The sequence below is a fragment of the Arenibacter sp. S6351L genome (assembly GCF_023016025.1).
GTDB classification, from domain to species: domain Bacteria; phylum Bacteroidota; class Bacteroidia; order Flavobacteriales; family Flavobacteriaceae; genus Arenibacter; species Arenibacter algicola_B.
The window spans coordinates 1-21,140 of the sequence record NZ_JALKBB010000041.1; the positions used below are offsets into that span (position 1 = coordinate 1).

Below are 21,140 nucleotides of genomic sequence, written 5' to 3' on the forward strand. Positions count from 1 at the left end.
CCATCGGTAGCCACTGCATTGTCATTTTTCTGGAAATCGATTGTGGCCTTGGGAGGGTCCCTTCTTTCTTTTGGGATTACGTCCCCATCGGTAGCGACTGCATTGTCATTCTTCTGGAAATCGATTGTGGCCTTGGGAGGGTCCCTTCTTTCTTTTGGAATTACGTCACCATCGGTGGCGATTGTATTGTCTACAGTCGGGAACACATCTTGGGTCCCCATGGCAAATAAGCCGATACTTAGAAGTACTACGGCAAAAATAGATAGTAATCTTTTCATTTTTAGTGGTTTTCGAGGGTTAATGAGGTTTATTTCTAAAGCTAAATTAACAATGAAGAGACACTAAAAATTTATGTAAGAATTATCTTTAGTATATGTGGGAGTTCTATTAGTGAACGTATGGTTTTTGTGAGAATTTGTCTAATTAAGAGTAGAGATAGTATTTTTGGCCAAGACCTTTTTTAGGTTGTCAATGTTGTTTTTGTAGGATTTGGAAAAAGGCAATTGTAGTTTGTCATGCTTCAGAGTGCATATACCTTTCCCATAGTTGATCCTAGAAACGAAGTCGATATTGATGATATAACTCTGATGAACCCTTACAAAATTCGTCGGCAAATTGTTCTCAAAAGTCTTTAACGTTTTAAAAGCACTTATAGTACTTCCGTCTTTCATAAAAAAGTCGGTGGCATTGTTATCGGCCTGCAAATACATAATTTCTTGAGTATTTATGTAGCGATAGTCTTTATAGGATTGTAGTAAAAGTGTTTTGGGCTCCTGTTCCTTTGGTGTTTTTAATTTTAACCTTAGGAGGGTTTTTCTAATGTCGAATTCGTTATAAGGCAATAACCAATAGTCGAAAAAATGACATTTTAAGGCTTCAAAGGCAAATTGCTTGCTTTTCGCGATTCCGATAAAAATGGGAACTTGCTTTACATATTGGTGCATTTCCATAATCATATGAAAATACTCATGAGCCTTTTCGTTTAAATGGATAAAAACTACATCTGGGGATTTTTTTAGTATACCATTTAGACCATCTATACTGTTAGTAGCTACTCCTGAACAATAAAATTCACTGTACTCTTCCATATAGTGTTGAAGCTGTAAATTGGATTGGGCATCGGAGTCCAAAATGGTATAGGTATATTCCATAATTTCAGATGATTTGAATGCAAATTAGCGATACTTGATAGCTTAGGGGGCTATTTCAACCTTAGAAAAACTAGGGTTTTCGTTTTATTGGCTAAATATAGAAAATTTGAAAGATTTTTCTTTCAATACGTGAAGTATTATACTATTTTAATTTGTAAAAAGTACTGCATATGCCCCTAGGGTTAGATTTTTGGTTCTGTCCGCACCTAAAATATCTAAGGGAACCAACTGTGCCGTTGCCAAATTTCCTGCTCCAATGGCACTTGAATTTTCTCTGATCAAGAAATTATTCTGGGCGGGAGATGCAAATACCGGATCCAAATTAAGTAAAATATTATTATAAAGGGAGGTATTGCCAAAATTGTATAGATCGGTTTCGGAACTGTTCTTGAATTTTATGAGGCAGTTTTCGAAGTAAAAATTAAATACTGAATTCTCATCTTTAATGAGGTTTAGTTCATTTGGATTACTTCCATAAATTATACAATTTTTAAAGTCTGCCCTTACCAGGCTATTGGAGCTGTTTCCGCCTAATGTAGAATTGTCCAAATGCAAGGCTGTACCGGAGCGGAACCCATACTTCCAATAATTGGCTATGGTTGCATGGGTAAAGCTGTAATCTCCTCCGTGGCTACAATATAGGGAGATGTTCCCTGCGGCTCCCAAAACTAAATTTTCACTCCTTACTACCGCGGTTTTTGCCCATAAATTTACGTTTTCACTATTGTAGATTTGGGAATTATTTATGGATAAATTGGTTTCCCCTAGGTTGTTGTCCCCTTGGACAAGAATGCCTACGGTGGCATTTTTAATAGTGAGGTAATCTATTTTATTATTAATGCTGCCTTTGGAAATCCAAATAGACCCCCATTGTCCGGGAATATCGGCATAGGAAGACTCCAAACGATCTCCTTCAAAAACAACTTCATTTTCCAGTAAATCCCTGTCTTCACTTAATTCACCTTTAATATGTAGGGTAGCATTTTCTTTTATCAGTATCCCTGAATCTTTGTGGAAATACACACGTGTGCCCGCTTCTATATTCAAGGTTTTACCTTCTGGTACGGCTGCGTAGCCATATATGACATAGGGTTTGTCTCTGGTGAAATTGAGCTGATCTGACCCTAGTTCGAAACCTTCGACTCTGATTTCTTCCCCGGATTCGTTAATATCAAGAACAATCATCTCCCGTTCACCGTTCAAGGATCTTGCTGGGTATAAAAATATGGCATCCTTGATCAGGGTAACCAATTGTACTTCTTGCAAATGGTTTTCCTTGTCGAATTGAATGGCATCGGTGTGCAAAAATTCTTTTGCATCGGCATTGGCAATATCAGTAGTGGTTTCCACAAAGATATACAGGCTATCTTGGGCAAAAAGAGGGATGTCCCTAAAAAGTTGACCGGCTTCACCATCCACATTTAAACGATACTTGCTGCTGTCCCCGTTTTTGAGCTGAATTGTAGGGATGCTTATATCTGTTGAGCTGCGGTTATATACCTTTAATGTATAGGTACTGCTGCCAATGTTGCTGAAAACGGTATCCAAAAAAACAGTGTCTTTTGAGAATTCCAAAGAGCCGTTACTTTTTGTATAATCGAAGTCGGTCCTACATGAGGAAAATATCAGCAGCAGAACGAGGGCAGAAAAAATACAAAAAGTTTTATGCACGGATTTTATATTGAATATTTAGGTTTGGGTAAGAAAGATACTTTCTATTTCCGGGGAAATCCTCATAGGCTTAAAAGTTTCGGAGTTTAGCAAACACCATTCGGTCTTAGATTTAACAAGCAATTGGTTGCTTTCTTTGTTGTACATTTCTACAATCCTAACGCTTACGGGGCCTTTGGTCTTATCAATATACGTTTTCATTAAAATAACATCGTCCAATTTTGCCGAACTTTTGTAAGTAATATGATGGGTCAGTACCACCCAGACCGTAGTATTGATCAAATCTTTCGGGGCTTTGGCCCGCCAATGTTCCTTAGCAATGTCTTGCATCCATTGTACATATCGCACATTGTTAACGTGGTTCAGGTCATCCAGATCATCTTCTACCACCTTTATGGTTTTTTCAAAAGCTCCCATAGTTATTTTTTAAGGATGTTTACCTCAAACAATTTGTCCCAGTTTTTTCCGGTAACGAAGAAGGTCTTTCTTTGTGGGTGATAGGCCACTCCATTAAGTACGTCCAGATTCTGATGTTGCGTAACTTTTTCCTTTAGGCCGCCAAAATTTATAACGCCTTCAATTGCACCACTTTTGGCATCAATAATCATCATACTTTCCTTTTGATAGACATTGGCGTATATTTTGCCATCTACATATTCCAGTTCATTGGCCTTGTTGAATATGGAGGTATTTGTTACTGTCTCAAAATGTCCCTCCTCAGCCATAGTTTCAGGATTTAAAAACCATATTTTCTCGGTGCCATCACTCTTGAATATTTTGTTACCGTCGTTGCATAAGCCCCAACCTTCCTTACTTTGGTTGTATTTAAAGCTGTCTATTTTCTTAAAGTCTTTTAGGTCGTAAATGAATCCAACTCCACTTTGCCAGGTGAGTTGATAAATTTTATTATTTAAAATAGTGATGCCCTCTCCAAAATAGGTATTGTCCAAGTCTATTTTCTTTAAAATTTCACCAGTTTTATAATCTACCTGCCTCAAGGAGGATTTTCCCTTTTTACCCGTACTTTCATAAAGTGTATCCTGATGAAATTCCAATCCTTGGGTATAGGCGTCCATATCATGGGGGTATACGTTCAGAATTTCGTAGGTATAGATCTCTGGGGCGTGTTCTGCCAATAGTTTAATTCCTTTGGACACTTCAACGGTTTCGCCATCGAAGCTTATATTCGCGGTCAAAGTTTTGGCCCCAAGTTCCAATTGGTCCAGGGTAATTTTATCGTTCTTCAACGTAATTTCCTTATTGTCCAAGGTATAGGTAATCTTTTCAATTTCTTTGTTCTTTAGATTTTTGACAGAGATACCTACCACCTGGTTTTTTTGAAATTCCGTTTGGTTGCCTTCCAATTGGATTTCGAAGAGTTTGGAGGGGTTGGTGGTACCATCACAAGCCAAAAAGAACAGGGGAATCAAGAAGAATAGGTTTAATTTAAAGGCGTTCATTTTTAAATATGGGTATAATTTATAATATAATTTTAGTGGGTAAAGAGTCTGTACTGAACAATTATTTTCTTTGATTTTTGCATAGTTGTCTTAAAATCAACCCGCTATCCAGAAATAAATTTGGTGACTTTTTAGGGCAAGATATTTAATAAAATTAAGACCTGAAAACGATTGTAAAAAAATTAAAAGATTGTATATTTGCATCGGCAAGTCCTACACGACCAGCTCCTGTAGAATCCCCCAGGGTGGGAACGCAGCAAGGGTATATGGTTGTAGCGGTGCGATGTAGGTAGCTTGCCATTTTTTGTGCCTTAAAGTGAAGGTATTTTTTCTGTTTTTTTGAGCCATTTGGCATAGATATCATTGTTATATCCCTTTCCATTCCTGTTTTATTCGTTAATTTGCAACCTTAATTTTTAATTAATGGAGCATAGGGTTGTACTGATTACCGGAGGTTCTTCGGGAATTGGAAAATCGATCGGAATTTATTTAAAATCAAAGGGTTTTAAAGTTTACGGAACAACAAGGAAGATTGCCAATCATCCCAATTTTGATGATTTTGAACTTTTGGAATTGGATGTAAGAAATCCAGAAAGTATTGGGGCCGCCATTTCAGAGCTGATAGCAAAGGAAGGTAGGCTGGATGTTCTGGTCAACAATGCCGGTATAGGAATTACAGGTCCTATAGAGGAAACACCACACGCTGAAATTTTGAAAGCATTCGATACCAATTTTAATGGTCCGCTACACATGTCGAAAGCTGTTTTGCCCCATATGAGGCGTCAGGAAAAGGGTTTGATCATTAATATTACCTCTATTGCGGGTTATATGGGTTTGCCATATAGGGGATTTTATTCCGCCAGTAAAGGTGCCTTGGAGTTGGTTACGGAGGCCCTGAGAATGGAGGTTAAAGGATTTGGCGTGAACGTAACCAATTTGGCGCCTGGTGACTTTGCTACCAATATAGCCTCAGGCCGTTACCATGCACCAATTTTGGAGGACTCGCCCTATAAGGAACCTTATGGCAGCACCTTAAAAATGATGAACGAGCATGTGGATAGTGGTAAAGATCCCATATTGGTGGCCCATATGGTATACAAAATAATAAACACAAAAAAACCTAAAGTACATTATAAGGTAGGGGAGTTTATGCAGAAGTTCTCATTATTTCTAAAAAAAATATTACCGGACAAAGTATATGAGAAACTCTTGATGAACCATTATAAATTGTAATTTTGCCAGACTAAAAGTTAGGCATGCAAAAAGGCTATATCTTTCAAATTAATAATTTAAAAAGCAATTAACATGAAGTTCTTTATTGACACCGCTAATTTAGCACAGATAAAAGAAGCCCAGGAATTAGGAGTATTGGATGGGGTAACCACAAATCCTTCCCTAATGGCCAAAGAAGGCATTACAGGAAGAAACAATATTTTAAAGCACTATGTGGATATCTGTAATATTGTGGATGGTGATGTATCCGCCGAAGTAATTTCCACCGATTTTAAAGGAATGATCAAGGAGGGTGAGGAATTGGCAGAATTGCATGAGCAGATCGTAGTTAAAGTTCCTATGATAAAGGATGGTATCAAGGCTATAAAATATTTCTCGGATAAGGGAATAAGAACCAATTGTACTTTGGTATTCTCTTGCGGACAGGCTTTGTTGGCTGCCAAAGCCGGTGCAGCCTATGTTTCTCCGTTTATTGGTAGATTGGACGATATTTCTACCGATGGTCTAAACTTGATCTCTGAGATTAGGCACATATATGATAATTATGAGTTTGAAACCCAAATATTGGCTGCTTCGGTAAGGCATACAATGCATGTGATAGATTGTGCTAAAATTGGAGCTGATGTTATGACCGGACCTTTGTCAGCTATTGAAGGTCTTTTAAAGCATCCTTTAACGGATAGTGGCCTGGCCAAGTTTTTGGAAGACTACCAGAAAGGTAACTAGTTTTACCAAGATTCTAAATAGTACAAAGCCTCTTGAGCTCATTGAGCAAAAGAGGCTTTGTTGTTTTTAATATTGAACTTTTCATTACCGTATAGATAATGGGTAAAAGATTGTAGAATTGTTAAATGGGATATACTTGAGCTGGATAACCGAAATTTCTTCCAAGTCGGAAAGGCCTTAAAAACTACTATAAAGATCGGCAAATGCGTCTACAATAAGTCCGTCTTTGGTTATAATACCCTTATTGAGACCACCTATTACTAGGGCATTTTTTAAATTTTCAAAATCATCGGTCCGGAATTGTTTTTCCGTATCCAATTGATTGCTGCTTAATAATGATTGCCATCTTAGTGCATCCGTATTGCAATTTATTCCTATAAAAGTGAAATTCGGCTTGTTTTCCGATAGTTGCGCCACACGGGTAAGTACATTCTCGAAGTTGGATCTCTGGGTGCCTGACCAAAAATAGAATACGGCATTTTTCTCCTTTTCGGCAATTTCCTGAAGGGTTACCAAGGTCCCATTAGTGTTGAAAACTGAAATATTGGGCATTCTATTACTAGGTTGTAAGTTGTTTACACCTTGGTAAATAGCTTCTATTTCGGCACTGTGTCTATTGTTTCCGGAAAGTCTGTGAAATTCATCAATAAAAATCCTATTGTTTTCGTCGGTATCATGGACATTTATTAGATAGTCCATTGCAACATTTCTAAATAAATTATCCCTCAAGTCCCTTTCGGTAACCAAGCTATCTATCAGTTTTAACTTGTGTTGGTTAAAATGTAATTTATTTTTAACTATGTCATAGTGCGCATCCTTACATTTTGTATAACAACCCATATAGGATAGATTATTAAAATGTGTCTTCATAAAATTGTAATAATACCTATGATAGGATAGATTTTCATTGTTGTAGTCTATCGTCTTTCTATAATCGTAAAAATTGTTGGGAAGTTCAGGAATGGTGTCTTTTCCTGTTCTTCTTCTGTTCCAAAACGGATACTTTTCCTTATAGATGTAATAATTGTAATCTATACTGGCCTTGGCCATGTCGGCAGCTTTTGGGGAAAGGGTTACTTCGGTAACAAGCTCGTTAAGGGCGTTTACCTTAACTGCCTTTAAAGAATCCAGTTTATTGGAGAAGTCCGCTGGATCAAGTTGGGAATAGGAATAAACTAATGCAGGCTCGGATTCCGTACTTAAAAAGAACTCCACAAGAAAATTATTTATTTCTTCGCCTTTCCCAGAAAATATCAATGATTCATCAAAATCTTCAGTATTCAGGCGGATCATTAAACTATCTCCCTTTTCTAGATAAACGTACTGCAGTTCCGGACTATGGTCAAAATGATATAGACCTTCCACAACGGTATCCAATTTTATACTGAATCTATTTTCGCTATCAAGTTTAGCTGAATCTATGACAACATCATCCTTAAATAGGACAACATATTCGCTTGTGGGATTTACAATTTCACCAGCAAAGAATGCACCAGGGGATTTTTTTTCTATCGAACCGCAACCAACTAGTGCAATAAGAAAAGAATATAGTAAAGGTTTATTCATATGAGAATAGCTACTTTATAGTGAACAAATCTAATAAACTCAACAGATACAGGCTGTTAATTGTGAGTTAAATCTATTGGCTCTTAGTTAAAATGACACCTAAAGGCATTGTAATATAGTTGCTTGAACGGGTTTATTTTTGTTATTTTTGCACAAAATTTAAAACATTACATATGCTGTCAGTATCAAATTTATCTGTGCAATTTGGGAAAAGGGTTCTTTTTGATGAAGTAAACGTATCCTTTACACAAGGTAATTGTTATGGTGTTATTGGTGCCAATGGAGCTGGGAAGTCCACATTTTTACGAATTCTATCGGGACAAATAGACCCCACATCCGGTCACGTTCACTTGGAGCCAGGGAAAAGGATGTCCATCTTGGAACAGAACCACAATGCCTATGACGAATATACTGTTTTGGAGAGTGTGGTAATGGGCAATAAGCCTTTGTTCAAGATAAAAAAGGAGATAGATGCCCTTTATGCCGACTACAGTGATGAGAATGCGGATAGAATAGGGGAGTTGCAGGTGCAATTTGAGGAAATGAACGGTTGGAATGCCGACAGTGATGCTGCAGCCCTATTGTCCAATTTGGGAATTACCGAGGAATATCATTATACCTTAATGGGCGACTTGGATTCCAAACTTAAGGTTAGGGTCTTATTGGCACAGGCATTGTTTGGCAATCCGGATGTGTTGATAATGGATGAGCCTACCAACGACTTGGATTATGAAACCATTAATTGGTTGGAGAACTTCCTTGCCGATTATGAGAACACCGTTATAGTAGTATCTCACGATAGGCACTTTTTAGATTCTGTTTGCACCCATATTGGAGATATAGATTTCGGAAAAATGAACCTATACTCAGGGAACTATACGTTCTGGTACGAGAGTAGTCAATTGGCTGCTAGACAAAGGGCACAGCAGAACAAAAAATCCGAGGAAAAGGCCAAGGAATTGCAGGAGTTTATTCAAAGGTTCAGTGCCAACGTGGCAAAGAGTAAACAGGCCACTTCCAGAAAGAAGATGTTGTCCAAATTAAAAATTGAGGATATAAAGCCTTCAAGCAGACGTTACCCTGCCATTATTTTTGATAGGGAAAGGGAGGCAGGAGATCAGATATTGAACGTTGAAAAGCTTTCCGCTTCAACAGAAGAGGGCGAGATTTTGTTTCAGGATGTCAATATTAATCTGGCCAAGGGAGATAAAGTGGCAATAATTTCGAGGGATTCAAGGGCCACAACGGCATTTTACGAGATAATAAACGGCAATAGAAAGGCGGACAGTGGTTCCTTTCAATGGGGTGTAACTACCAACCAATCTTACTTGCCTGCGGATAATGCCTCCTTCTTTACCGAAGATATCAACTTGGTAGATTGGTTAAGGCAATGGGCCAAAACGGAAGAAGAAAGGGAAGAAGTAAATATTAGGGGCTTTTTGGGGAAAATGTTGTTTAGCGGTGAGGAAGCCTTGAAAAAATGTACGGTTTTATCCGGAGGTGAAAAGGTACGCTGCATGTTGAGCAGAATGATGTTGATGAGGGCCAATGTAGTTATGTTGGACGAGCCTACCAACCATTTGGATTTGGAAAGTATAACCACCTTCAATAATTCCTTGAAGAATTTTAAAGGTACCGTTCTCTTTACAACCCATGACCACGAATTTGCTGAAACTGTGGCGAATAGGGTAATAGAATTAACTCCTAAAGGTAATATTGATAGATATTTGACGTTTGATGATTATATGTCCGATAAGACTATAAAGGAGCAGCGCAACAAAATGTACGCCGTTCCGGTGTAGTGTTGTAGGACCCAAATTCTTACTTTATGAAAACCTACCTATTCATATGCATGTTTATTGCATGTCTTGTCATAGGCTGTTCGGAAGAAGGAGTTGGGGATAAGATAGACGAATCTCCAAGCCTGTTGGCCGACTATACCGTTTTGCTTCATAAAGACGGGCTTATGAGAACTGCTCTTTTAAATGCCGATTCGGACGGTATTACCGTAAACCCCGGTATTGATGAGTTTGAGATGGTACCTGTGCCGCAACTATTCTACAGGGACGGCTTCAAAATAGGATTTTATATCCCCAAGGAGGACTGCAGTGCCAGCCTTACCATCCACGATTTTAGCGACGGTAAAGTGGAACATAGTACTGTGTTTGCTGAGGGTTTGAATTGTGACCGTGATGTAAAATCCATTGCTTTTTCCGGAAATAAAGCTTTGTTGGCCTATGTTGTACCTAGGGACGCCAAAGAAGACGATTATTTTTTAAGGATTTTGGATCTAACGGAAAGTCCTGGTTCTTTTACCGATGTATCCCTGGCCAAAGAACCCATACAACTTTTGGTATCCAATAACAAAGCCTTTGTCCTATGTATGGATACCGATGTTACCAACAGATATGCGCTTATGTCCATAAATGTTGATAACGGGGCCCTTACCCATGAGGTTGACCTGGGGGCCGATGTCCTAAAGATATCACAGGATGGAATGGGCAATATTCTGGTAAGTTATCCCAATTTACATAGCCTAATTGATGGGAATACAATGATCTTGGGTATTACGACCAATTATCTGCTGGGAAAAGAGCCAAAGTTTGGGTATGCCAAATCTGAATTTTTCGGGAACCAGACGATGTATTACCCTATGGAATCGGGGTTAAAAAGTTCCTATCCCCATATTGCCGCAGTTTATGATTTTAAGGAAAATATGTCTGTCCTATACATTTATGAAAACTTTCTTAGCCTGGAGGAGAGAAGCCTAAAATACGAAATAGAGGATACTACAATGGTTTCCTATGATGCCAAAAATAATTTGATTTTGATAGGCTATAGAAAAAAAGGGGGTAATGGCAAAGGAGGATTAATGAGGATAAAGCCAATACCGGATCCTAAATTTCTGGATAACGTTGATTTGGACGGCATTCCAATGGAATTGTTTCCCAATTAAAATCTGACAGTACTGAAAGAATTTGTTCTAAGTTTTTAGGTATTTGGAGTTCCAGATGGCAGGATTAAAATTTTTGCCCAAGGCAAAGCCATAAAATATTACGATAGAGGCTAGACATTTAAACATAAAAAAGAAAATTACCCAAAATTGAAAACTGGAACTTTCTTTGGAGAACAATCCGTTGGGGACCAACAGGGTAATTAGATAACTAATACCTACAACCAGGGCAATTAGATTTACCAGGCTTTTAAAAGGCCACATCAATATTTTTCTCAGTGGATGTAGATCGCGGCCCCATTTATGGATTAAATAGTAATGGTCATTGCCGATCGGGGCAAATAAAATGGGATCATCCCTGTCTTCTAATTTAAAAAGTTTTGAGGGCGCAAGTATCTTAAATCCTTTTAATTCCAGTTCATGTTCTTTTTCCAGTTTTTTTATTTTGGAAATGGCATCCTGAGGAATTTCACCTTTAAAATAACGGGAATCCAAAAAACGCAACCTATAATCTATCGCTATTTTTTTTATATGCCTAACATGGTATATTTCGGCAGTTTCCAATAGATCAAAATTGAAATCATTGGAAATTACGGTGTTCTTACTATTAAGGTTGACTTCGATTCTTTTCTGGGTATCCTCCTCTTTGGCTAAAAGGCGATATACTTCATTTAAAATTTTATCGGCAGACTTGTCCCTTTGCTTTGCCAGAATAAGCTTTTCCCGAATATTGGTTCTTCTCAATAACATTTTATATTCTTTTATAGCAATTGTTATAAAGTTAAGGAATTAAGGTTTTCGATTTTGGTTTAAAGCGTTAAAAATTGAAAATATGCAATGAAACCTTTAGTAATATGGTGTATTCGTAACCTATATTTCAATATTGTGATATTTTAAAATTAGTTAATAACTTTTTTTAAAACAACGAACTGAATATTGTATATTGTCGACGAATTTGACCGTTTATCGATTTTTTTGTAATTCCCAAGCCCAGAACCTATGAAAAGCTATGTGTCCGTTTGCGCCCTATTATTTTTAATCACCTCTCTTGGTTATGGCCAAACGTCGTTCAAAGAAAATAGCTTTTTAAAAAAGGAAAATTCCATTATAGAAAGTACCGCAGATTCTGGACACCATAATACCTTGTTGGAAGCTGTAAAGGCAGCCAATTTGGACAAGATTTTGGATGAGGATGGTCCGTTTACTGTTTTTGCACCTTCGGATATGGCTTTTAAAAAGCTCTCTAAAGTAAATTTGAAAGAATTATTGTTACCAGAAAATAAAAGGGAGCTCTTTTCGCTTTTAACCTACCATATTGTTGCTGGCAACATAACGGCCTCCAAAATTTTAAAGGCTTTGTGCAATGGGAATGGAAAAGCAAGTTTTACTACTGTACAGGGCGATAAAATTTTCGCTTCCATGGATGGATTGGATATTGTACTCACGGACAAGGCTGGAAATAAGGCCAAAATAACCAATGCTGACGCCAATCAATGCAATGGCATTATCCATGAGATAGACAGTGTTATCCTGCCCAATGCCCTTTCAGCTGCAAATTTACCGTAATTCGGCTCCTAATTCGCTTTCGTAGCGCTGTAAAAGCTTGTTCATTATCTTATCTATCTGCTTATCCGTCAGGGTGCCGTTTTCATCCTGCAAGGTATAGCTTACAGCATAGGACTTTTTGCCTTCGGGTAAATTTTTACCATTGTAAACATCAAAAAGGTTCACATTGGTTAAAAATTTCCGTTCAGTCTGAAGTGCGATATCATAAATCTGCTTAAAACTTACCTTTTCGTCCACTAAAAGCGCGTAGTCTCTCTTTACTTCAGGGTATTTTGGAATCTCTTTATAGATTATTTTGCTGTTCACAATGGCTTCCAAAATATAATCCCAGTCAAAATCCGCAAATAGAACCTCTTCCTTAATATCGAACTCCTTTAAAATGGATTTCTTTACAACTCCAAGACTCACCACTACCTTTTTGTCTAATAACAAAGAAATTCCCTCAGATAGAATATCACTGGAATTGGGTTGGGAAATAAGTTGGGTAAGTCCCAACCTGTTCAGGAGATTTTCCACAATAGCTTTTAGGTAAAAGAAATCTGCCTTTTTGGGAGCTGTAGTCCAGGTATCTTCCAATCTGTTCCCGGTAACAAGAATGCTTAAATGCTTTTTTTCCTCTCTTTGGGTTTGATATTGATGATAGGTTTTTCCAAATTCGAATATTTTAAGGTTGTGCATCTGCCTATTGCTGTTGTGGGCAATGGCCTCCAAACCTGAAAACAGCATAGACTGCCGCATTACCGATAGATCGGTGCTAAGAGGGTTTAACATGCTAATAGTATGCTCTTCCCTAATATCTTCCGATAAGTTATTGTAGACGGGGGAAGTTAAGCTATTGGCCAATATTTCATTAAATCCTTTTGAAGCTAAAAAATTACCAATTATGTTTTGGATCTTATAGTCCTCAAATTTGGAAGTAGGGGCAATGGAGGCGTTCAATTTTTCTTTGAACTCTACATTATTATAGCCAAAAACGCGGAGAATTTCCTCAATAACATCTACCTCTCTTTGTACATCCACACGGTAAAAAGGAATGGATAATCCCAGTCCGGATTCCGTAACATTTTTAACCTTTATGTCCAATGATGCCAGAATGGATTTTATGGTGTCTTTAGGTATTTCCTGACCTATCAGCTTGTTAATTTTGTCGAAAGTCAAAAATACGTGGTAGTCATCCTTCTTTTTAGGATATATATCTACAATGTCCGAGGTAATATCACCGCCAGCAATTTCGTGGATAAGCAGTGCAGCTCGTTTTAGGCAATATTCTACATTATCTATATCTATCCCCCTTTCAAAACGGAAGGAAGCATCTGTATTTATACTGTGTCTTTTGGCTGTTTTTCGTACGGATACTGGATTAAAGAAGGCACTTTCCAAGAAAATACTACTGGTGCTTTCCGTTACCCCGGAATTTTGCCCGCCCAGGACTCCAGCTATACAAAGTGGTTTTTCCGTATCGCAAATCATAAGATCCTCTTCGTTCAAAGTACGTTGAACCCCATCCAAAGTGGTAAATTTGGTTCCTTTGGGTAGTGTTTTGACCACTATTTTGTTTCCCTTGATCTTTGCAGCATCAAAGGCGTGCAAGGGCTGCCCCAATTCGTGTAACACATAATTGGTAGCGTCCACTACATTGTTCTTTGGAGTAATTCCAATAGATTTTAATCTGTTTTTTAGCCAGTCAGGCGATGGTTGTACAATTAGATTGCTAATGGTTATTCCACAATATCTTGGAGCCAGTTCGCTCTTAATTACTTCAACGTCAATTTTTAATGATCGGTTTACAATATTGAAATTGGTCACTGGAGGAGTTATCAATTCCTTAAGGATGTCCTTTTGCTTAAATCCGGCTTTTAAATCCCTGGCAACTCCAAAGTGGCTCATGGCATCGGCCCTATTTGGGGTTAGCCCAATCTCAAATACCTCATCCACTTCAACTTCGAAAACTTCCGAACAGGGGGTTCCAACCTTTAAACCATCTGGGAGTACCATAATTCCGTCGTGGCTTTCGCCTAATCCTAGCTCATCTTCGGCACAGATCATACCATGGCTTTCCTCTCCACGAATCTTTCCTTTCTTTATGACCCAGGCTTCTCCCTCCGCCGTATAAAGGGTTGTTCCTATGGTAGCTACAGGTACCTTTTGTCCGGCCTCTACGTTGGGTGCACCACAGACAATTTGCAACGGAGCTTCAAGACCAATATTTACAGTGGTCAATTTTAATTTATCCGCGTTAGGATGCTTTATGCAGGTTAAAACTTCACCAACCACAATTCCTTTCAATCCTCCTTTGACAGATTCAAAAGGAGAAATACCCTCAACCTCCAGGCCCAAGTCAGTTAATAATTCAGCTGTCCTATTGGAATCCCAGTCAATTTTCAAGAACTGCTTCAACCAGTTGTAAGATATTTTCATCGAGTTTTTTTAAAGACCTCAAATATAAAACAATGCTAGAAGACATTCAATACGTATTTGATTGAATGTTTTATTTTTTATTATCCAAAAATTTTTGTTACTTAACTTCGTGTTTTTTCAAACATTCTTTTCATTTCATGAGACCACCTTGTGAATTGGGCCAAAAATTCCCTTCAAGAGAGGTTCCCCCTCAATTTAATTGTTAATGATTTAAGATGAGGCGTATTTTCTTCATATTTATTCTATTTATACTGTTCAATAGCTGTAAGGATTCTGAGGCCGTTGTTTTGGCAGAAGGTATTTGGTTGGCCGAATTGGAACTGGGTGACGATCAAAGCTTGCCTTTCAATTTTAAACTAAAGAACACCGGGAGTGGGGGCTACGCTATTGAATTGTACAACGCAGATGAAACTATTTTTATTGATGAAATAAAGGTGAAGGGCGATTCGGTGGTTATTAGAATGCCGGTTTTTGAAGGATACTTGGCAGGAAAATTTACAGCCAATGAGATAAATGGAAAATTTATTAAGGAAAATGAAGAAAGGGTTATGCCCTTTAGGGCTATCCACGGAATTAAGGAGCGCTTTAAAAGTGAAGGTATTCCGAATACCAATATTTCCGGTGACTGGGAGGTGGAGTTTAGGCCAGAAAATGAGAAGAGCTACATGGCCAAGGGTACCTTTAGACAAGTAGATGACAAGGTTTCCGGGACTTTTAGGACCGCTACGGGGGATTATCGTTTTTTGGAAGGAATCAATAGTGCGGACTCGGTAAAGTTTTCCACTTTTGATGGTGCCCGAGCATATTTATTTAAAGCCAAAATCACGGATAGCACCATGGTGGGAGTGTTTTACTCGGGAAATCATTCCAAGGAATTTTTTGTGGCGAAAAGAAACGAAAACTACAAGTTGCCCAATTCCGAGACCTTGACCTATATGAAAAAAGGGCATGACAAACTAAGCTTTTCCTTCCCGGATTCCGAGGGTAATTTGGTTTCGTTGAGTGATCCTGTTTTTAGGGATAAAGTGGTAATCGTTCAGATTATGGGGACCTGGTGCCCAAACTGTTTGGATGAAACCAAGTTTTTGGTAGATTATCTACAAAAAAATTCAAAGGAAAAAATAGCTGTTATCGCCCTTGCTTTCGAGTACGCTAAAACAAAGGAAGCCGCCTTTAATTCGATTGATAGACTAAAAGATAGAATAGGGGTCCAATACCCCATTTTGTTGGCACAATATGGAGGTATAAGCAAGGAAATGGCACAAAAAAAATTGCCCATGTTGAATCATGTAATATCCTTCCCAACTACAATAATTGTAGACAAAAGGGGTGATGTGCAAAAAATATACACGGGTTTCAACGGTCCGGCAACGGGAAGTAATTACGACAGTTTTAAGAAAGATTTTCACAACTTCATACTTCAGCTTCTTGAGGTATAAAGCAATCGGATTTAAATTACGGGATACACTAGCTGGAAGTTTCCTTCCTATTTTTAAGAAAGAGGAAAATCCATGAAAAAGTATGTATACTTGGAGGCAATTAGATAATGGTAGATCTTCCCAACCCTATGTTTTCGTAATTATAATTGTGGTTCTCATCAGAATCTATGATGTTTCCGGCAATAAAATCACCTACCTGACTTGTGCCATATTTGCTTGAAGTGTTCAAATCCTTGGTAACCACATGTTTTTTCATGGACTTGTCTACCGCTATTACTACAGCCAGCGACTCTTCATGCATTCCAAAATGGCTCAACATCATGGCCGTAGATAATATGGAGGCTATGGGATTGGCTATATTTTTTCCAGCTGCCTGGGGGTAGGAACCGTGAAAGGGTTCAAACATGGCATGTTCATTGCCTATCGAGGCCGATGGCAGGAGTCCCTTGGATCCGCAAATGGCACTGCCTTGGTCGGATAAAATGTCGCCGAACATATTATCGGTCAGGATAACATCAAAGTCGTTCGGATCCAACATCATTTTCATGGCAGCATTATCCACAAATAAAAAATCCAATTGTACTTCCGGATAGCTTTCAGATATTCTGGTTACAACTTTGCGCCATAGCCTAGAGGTCTCCAAAACATTGGCCTTGTCTACCAATGTCAATTTTTTACGTCTGTTCTTGGCAGCCTTAAAGGCTAAATGGGCAATTCTACTGATTTCCTTTTCGGAGTATTCACATAAATCCGAAGCAACGGTCCCGTCTTCACTAAGTTTTTTTTCACCGAAGTAGATTCCACCGGTAAGTTCACGATAGATTACGAAATCCGTTCCAAAAATAACGTGTTTTTTTAGAGGGGATTTATTCACCAAAGTTGGAAAAATCTTGACGGGCCTAATATTGGTAAAAAGTTGCAATTCCCTGCGCAGTTGAAGCAATCCTTGTTCCGGGCGTACTCTTGCACTTGGGTTGTCATCATATTTTAGTGTGCCTATGGTCCCAAAAAGAATAGCATCTGAAGCCTTGCAAAGGTCAATGGTCTCCTTTGGTAGGGGGGAGCCGTATTTGTCCATGGCAACAGCTCCGATCAACCCTTCTGTATAGGTGAAATGATGGTTGAAGGTCTCCTCAACGGCCTGCAAACATTTTACAGACTGTGCCAAGACCTCAGGACCAATTCCATCTCCCCCTAAAAGAGCAATCTTTAGATTCATTTTAAGCTATGCTTTTTATTTTAATGCCACTGGCAATGATGATATCATGGATATCCTCGTCAAAAATTTCTTTCTGCTTATCCGCAAATTTTAAAAACTCCTGATAAACCACATCCAGTTGGGTCTTGGTAAGTTCGTATCCTACATTTTTTGCCCTATAGGCCAATGCCGCCCTACCACTTCTTGCGGTAAGGACAATGGAAGACTCGTTTACCCCAACATCTGCTGGATCTATTATTTCATAGGTCTCCCTATTTTTGATTACTCCGTCCTGATGAATCCCCGAGCTATGGGCAAACGCGTTGGCACCTACTATGGCCTTGTTGGGTTGCACGTACACTCCCATTTTTTGGGATACCATCTGACTGGTATCGTATAGCAATTTGCTATTGATATTGGTATCAAGGTTCAGGGTAGGGTGTTGTCTTAAGATCATTACCACTTCCTCTAGGGCAGTGTTCCCAGCCCGTTCTCCAATACCATTGATAGTACATTCAATTTGTCTGGCACCATTGATTACGCCGGCTATGGAGTTTGCGGTTGCCAATCCCAGGTCATTATGGCAATGACAGGATAAAATAGCCTTATGTATACCAGTTACGTTTTCTTTTAGGTATTTTATTTTAGCTCCGTATTCATCCGGCAAACAATAACCTGTTGTGTCGGGAATATTTAAAACCGTTGCACCTGCCTTAACGACTGCTTCACAGACCCTTGCCAAAAATTCGTTATCCGTTCTACCTGCATCCTCGGCATAAAATTCTACATCCTCAACAAAGGATTTGGCATAACTTACCGCCTCTACGGCCCGTTCTATTATAGCCTCCTTGTTGGAGTTGAACTTAAATTTAATATGTGATTCCGAAGTTCCGATACCTGTATGTATCCTTGGTCTTTTAGCATATTTTAAGGCCTCTGCAGCTACTTCAATGTCTTTTTTAACAGCACGCGTAAGTCCACATACCGTTGCATTCTTTACAATTTTTGAAATCTCCTGCACAGAATTAAAATCTCCTGGACTGGAAATTGGAAAACCCGCTTCTATAATATCTACCCCTAAAAGATCAAGTCTTTCAGCGATAATTAATTTTTGGTCCGTATCCAATTTACATCCGGGGACTTGCTCTCCATCTCTAAGTGTCGTGTCAAAAATATGTACCTTTTCTTTGCTCATTATATTTACGTAATTTTATGTGCGCTATACGAATATAGTACTAGTAGGTTTGCTAGTCCTAATCGCAAAATAGCATTTACAACGTTAAATAACTTTTTGAAGTATTTAAAGCACTGATTATCAATTATATAAACCTTTATTATTACGATGACAAATGCTCATAAAGATGCATTATTCGTTTTGGTCAAATCACTTTCCAAGTCAGAGAAACGACAATTTAAATTGTATGTTGGGCGCTTGGGAGTGAATACCGATGCCAAATTTCTTGCGCTTTTTAATTTAATGGATAAAATTAAGGTATATGATGAAAAATTAATACTGGAGAATGGGATTGTAAAGAAGGCCCAATTGTCCAACTTAAAGGCCCATCTATACAAACAGATCTTGGTGAGCCTTAAATTAAACCCGGTAAATCAGAATATAAGGGTTCAGATCCGTGAGCAATTGGATTTTGCTACAATTCTTTACCAAAAGGGACTTTATAAGCAGAGTCTTAAAATATTGGATAAGGCCAAGGCTACCGCAATTGAAAATGAGGAGAAGAATGTGGCCTATGAAATTGTTGAATTTGAGAAGTTGATAGAGACCCAGTATATTACCCGTAGTATCCCGGACAGGGCTGATGAACTGGCAGTACAGGCCAAGCAACTTTCGGCACAAAATGTAATTACCAGTAAATTATCCAACCTGGCTCTTCAGCTATATGGGCAAATGTTAAAAATTGGCTATGTTAGAAGCGATGAGGATATTAAAAGGGTTCAGAAATATTTTGACAAGCACTTGCCCAAATATAATATTGAAGACCTGGGTTTTAGGGAAAAGCTTTGGTTGTACAAGGCACATCTCTGGTACAGTTTTCTGACCCAGGATTTTTTGTCCTGCTATAAGTATTCCAGTAAATGGGTAGATCTATTTTATGATAATAAGGAAATGATCTATTTAAACCCCGTATTCTTTTTGAAGGGAAACCATTATTTGTTGGAATCCTTATTTTATGTAAAATATAGCTCCCAATTCAAGGAAACCTTGGAGAAATTGGAAAAAATTGTGGGAAGCAAGGAATTTCCGGACAATGACAATATAGCGTCCTTGGCCTTTTTATATATCAATTTAAATAAACTAAACCTTCATTTCCTGGAGGGCAATTTTGAAAAGGGCCTTTATTTGGTCAAAATCGTAGAATACGGAATCAATAAACATAAGGACAGGATAGACCAGCATCACGTCATGGTATTGTACTATAAGATTGCCTGCCTTTATTTTGGAAATGGGGACAACAAAACCTGTATTCAGTATTTAAAGAGGATCATTAATAATAAGAACCTGAAAATGCGGGAAGATTTAATGTGCTTTGCCCGAGTGCTAAGTCTAATTGCCCATTATGAGGCCGGTATGGACTATCACTTGGAAGTGCAGTTGAAAAGCACCTATAAGTTCCTGTTAAAAATGAACGATCTACACGCCGTACAAAAAGAAATGATCAAATTTTTAAGACGCTTGGGCGATATTTTCCCCCATGAGCTGCCCAATGAGTTCCAAAAGCTGTACGATGAATTAAAGAAATATGAAAACCATCCCTATGAAAAACGAGCTTTCTTATATTTGGATATTATTTCTTGGTTGGAAAGTCATCTACAAAATAAACCCGTAGCACAAATTATTAAGGAGAAGGCCATGTCCGTTACCAGATAAAATATATTCTTGAAAAGCAAAAGCCTTCACATAAACCATCTGCTGGAGATTAATCTGGCCATGATTTTTATAAGTACTTCAGGAGCTCTGGGTAGATATGTACAGTTGCCGGTACCCGTTACCATAGCTAGTAGGGCCGGCTTGGCATTTTTGTTTCTGTTGCTCTATTGTAAATGGAAGAAAATTTCGTTCCGCATTGCCAAAAAAGATTACCCTATTATTTTTTTAAGTGGTATTTTCATGGGGATTCATTGGTTGACCTATTTCTATGCCCTGCAGCTTTCCAGTGTGGCCATTGGCATGTTGTCCATGTTTACATACCCTATCATAACTGCCTTATTGGAACCTTTGATTTTAAAAACGTCGTTCCAAAGAATTCATTTTGTTCTGGGACTTTTGGTATTGGCTGGGATCTATTTGTTGGCTCCCGACTTTGAAACCGGCAATTCGCATATTGTGGCCGTGGGTCTTGGTGTTTTTTCGGCACTGGTCTATGCTATCAGAAATATTATCTTAAAGTCCAGGGCGGCCCATTACAACGGATCCTTAATGATGACCTATCAAACGGGCATAGTAGGGTTTATTTTGGCACCGGCATTTTTTATTTATAATGTGGATGCTATTGCCGATCAATGGCCGGCACTTTTAACATTGGCCCTGTTCACTACCGCTATTGGGCATACCTTGTTCCTCAATTGTTTTAAGCACTTTAGCATTACTACAGTGAGTATCTTAAGCAGTGTGCAACCGGTATACGGAATATTGATAGGGGTGGTTTTTCTTTCGGAAATTCCGAGTTGGACAACGGTAATGGGAGGGATACTTATTTTAAGCTCAGTAGTTATTGAGAGTGTAAGGTCTTACAAATAAAT

General features: G+C 38.4%; 18 protein-coding genes and 1 other RNA gene. 9 read left to right on the top strand and 10 right to left on the bottom strand.

Features of this window, described 5'->3' with window-relative positions:
- The 5 genes from MWU82_RS22340 to MWU82_RS22360 all read right to left on the bottom strand — a co-directional run.
- Positions 1–278 (bottom strand): hypothetical protein (locus MWU82_RS22340; RefSeq protein WP_247097991.1); only part of this gene is annotated, 278 nt, incomplete at its 3' end.
- Positions 279–419: 141 nt separating this feature from the next.
- Positions 420–1,151 carry a LytTR family transcriptional regulator DNA-binding domain-containing protein gene (locus tag MWU82_RS22345; RefSeq protein WP_215949834.1) on the bottom strand — a complete coding sequence of 244 codons (732 nt, stop codon included), beginning with the start codon at positions 1,149–1,151 and terminating at the stop codon, positions 420–422.
- Between the two features lie 147 nt (positions 1,152–1,298).
- Positions 1,299–2,726, bottom strand: a complete 1,428-nt coding sequence (locus MWU82_RS22350) for a hypothetical protein (protein WP_247097992.1) — start codon at positions 2,724–2,726, stop codon at positions 1,299–1,301.
- A 114-nt stretch (positions 2,727–2,840) separates the two neighbouring features.
- Complete coding sequence (locus MWU82_RS22355; protein WP_215949833.1) at positions 2,841–3,239, bottom strand: thioesterase family protein; 399 nt, start codon at positions 3,237–3,239, stop codon at positions 2,841–2,843.
- 2 nt (positions 3,240–3,241) lie between these two features.
- The gene (locus MWU82_RS22360) at positions 3,242–4,282 is read right to left on the bottom strand and encodes a glutaminyl-peptide cyclotransferase (RefSeq protein ID WP_247097993.1); all 1,041 of its coding nucleotides are present in this window, start codon (positions 4,280–4,282) and stop codon (positions 3,242–3,244) included.
- 204 nt (positions 4,283–4,486) lie between these two features.
- Between MWU82_RS22360 and ffs the strand changes: the two genes are divergently transcribed.
- The 3 genes from ffs to fsa all read left to right on the top strand — a co-directional run bounded on the left by ffs (position 4,487) and on the right by fsa (position 6,241).
- Positions 4,487–4,585: signal recognition particle sRNA small type (gene ffs, locus MWU82_RS22365), an RNA gene on the top strand.
- A gap of 120 nt (positions 4,586–4,705) precedes the next feature.
- Positions 4,706–5,515: an SDR family oxidoreductase gene (locus tag MWU82_RS22370; RefSeq protein WP_247097994.1), complete on the top strand. Its 810-nt coding sequence runs from the start codon at positions 4,706–4,708 to the stop codon at positions 5,513–5,515.
- Between the two features lie 72 nt (positions 5,516–5,587).
- Positions 5,588–6,241, top strand: a complete 654-nt coding sequence (gene fsa, locus MWU82_RS22375) for a fructose-6-phosphate aldolase (protein ID WP_215949830.1) — start codon at positions 5,588–5,590, stop codon at positions 6,239–6,241.
- Positions 6,242–6,418: 177 nt separating this feature from the next.
- Here fsa and MWU82_RS22380 read toward each other — a convergent pair whose 3' ends face one another.
- Entirely contained in the window at positions 6,419–7,807 is a 1,389-nt protein-coding gene (locus MWU82_RS22380; protein ID WP_247097995.1) for a transaldolase, read from the bottom strand.
- A gap of 173 nt (positions 7,808–7,980) precedes the next feature.
- On the opposite strand from MWU82_RS22380, the gene MWU82_RS22385 reads away from it, so the two are divergent.
- Both MWU82_RS22385 and MWU82_RS22390 read left to right on the top strand, forming a co-directional pair.
- On the top strand, positions 7,981–9,609 hold the full coding sequence (locus MWU82_RS22385; RefSeq protein ID WP_215949828.1) for an ATP-binding cassette domain-containing protein: 1,629 nt from the start codon (positions 7,981–7,983) through the stop codon (positions 9,607–9,609).
- Positions 9,610–9,635: 26 nt separating this feature from the next.
- Positions 9,636–10,763, top strand: coding sequence for a hypothetical protein (locus MWU82_RS22390; protein WP_247097996.1), 1,128 nt, complete (start codon positions 9,636–9,638; stop codon positions 10,761–10,763).
- 27 nt (positions 10,764–10,790) lie between these two features.
- Here the strand turns inward: MWU82_RS22390 and MWU82_RS22395 are convergent, their stop codons facing one another.
- Positions 10,791–11,510 (bottom strand): hypothetical protein, encoded by a 720-nt coding sequence (locus tag MWU82_RS22395; protein ID WP_247097997.1) that lies wholly within the window; start codon positions 11,508–11,510, stop codon positions 10,791–10,793.
- Between the two features lie 249 nt (positions 11,511–11,759).
- On the opposite strand from MWU82_RS22395, the gene MWU82_RS22400 reads away from it, so the two are divergent.
- Positions 11,760–12,326 (top strand): fasciclin domain-containing protein, encoded by a 567-nt coding sequence (locus MWU82_RS22400; RefSeq protein ID WP_215949825.1) that lies wholly within the window; start codon positions 11,760–11,762, stop codon positions 12,324–12,326.
- Here MWU82_RS22400 and pheT read toward each other — a convergent pair.
- On the bottom strand, positions 12,318–14,744 hold the full coding sequence (gene pheT, locus MWU82_RS22405) for a phenylalanine--tRNA ligase subunit beta (RefSeq protein ID WP_215949824.1): 2,427 nt from the start codon (positions 14,742–14,744) through the stop codon (positions 12,318–12,320). The two genes, MWU82_RS22400 and pheT, sit on opposite strands and share 9 nt — an antisense overlap.
- Positions 14,745–14,959: 215 nt before the next feature.
- On the opposite strand from pheT, the gene MWU82_RS22410 reads away from it, so the two are divergent.
- Positions 14,960–16,183 (top strand): TlpA disulfide reductase family protein, encoded by a 1,224-nt coding sequence (locus MWU82_RS22410; protein ID WP_247097998.1) that lies wholly within the window; start codon positions 14,960–14,962, stop codon positions 16,181–16,183.
- Between the two features lie 100 nt (positions 16,184–16,283).
- Here MWU82_RS22410 and leuB read toward each other — a convergent pair whose 3' ends face one another.
- Complete coding sequence (gene leuB, locus MWU82_RS22415) at positions 16,284–17,402, bottom strand: 3-isopropylmalate dehydrogenase (RefSeq protein WP_215949822.1); 1,119 nt, start codon at positions 17,400–17,402, stop codon at positions 16,284–16,286.
- Between the two features lies 1 nt (position 17,403).
- Entirely contained in the window at positions 17,404–18,576 is a 1,173-nt protein-coding gene (locus MWU82_RS22420) for a 2-isopropylmalate synthase (RefSeq protein WP_215949821.1), read from the bottom strand.
- Between the two features lie 147 nt (positions 18,577–18,723).
- Between MWU82_RS22420 and MWU82_RS22425 the strand changes: the two genes are divergently transcribed.
- Complete coding sequence (locus tag MWU82_RS22425) at positions 18,724–20,268, top strand: hypothetical protein (RefSeq protein WP_247097999.1); 1,545 nt, start codon at positions 18,724–18,726, stop codon at positions 20,266–20,268.
- A gap of 9 nt (positions 20,269–20,277) precedes the next feature.
- Positions 20,278–21,138 carry an EamA family transporter gene (locus tag MWU82_RS22430; RefSeq protein WP_247098000.1) on the top strand — a complete coding sequence of 287 codons (861 nt, stop codon included), beginning with the start codon at positions 20,278–20,280 and terminating at the stop codon, positions 21,136–21,138.
- Positions 21,139–21,140: the final 2 nt, after the last annotated feature.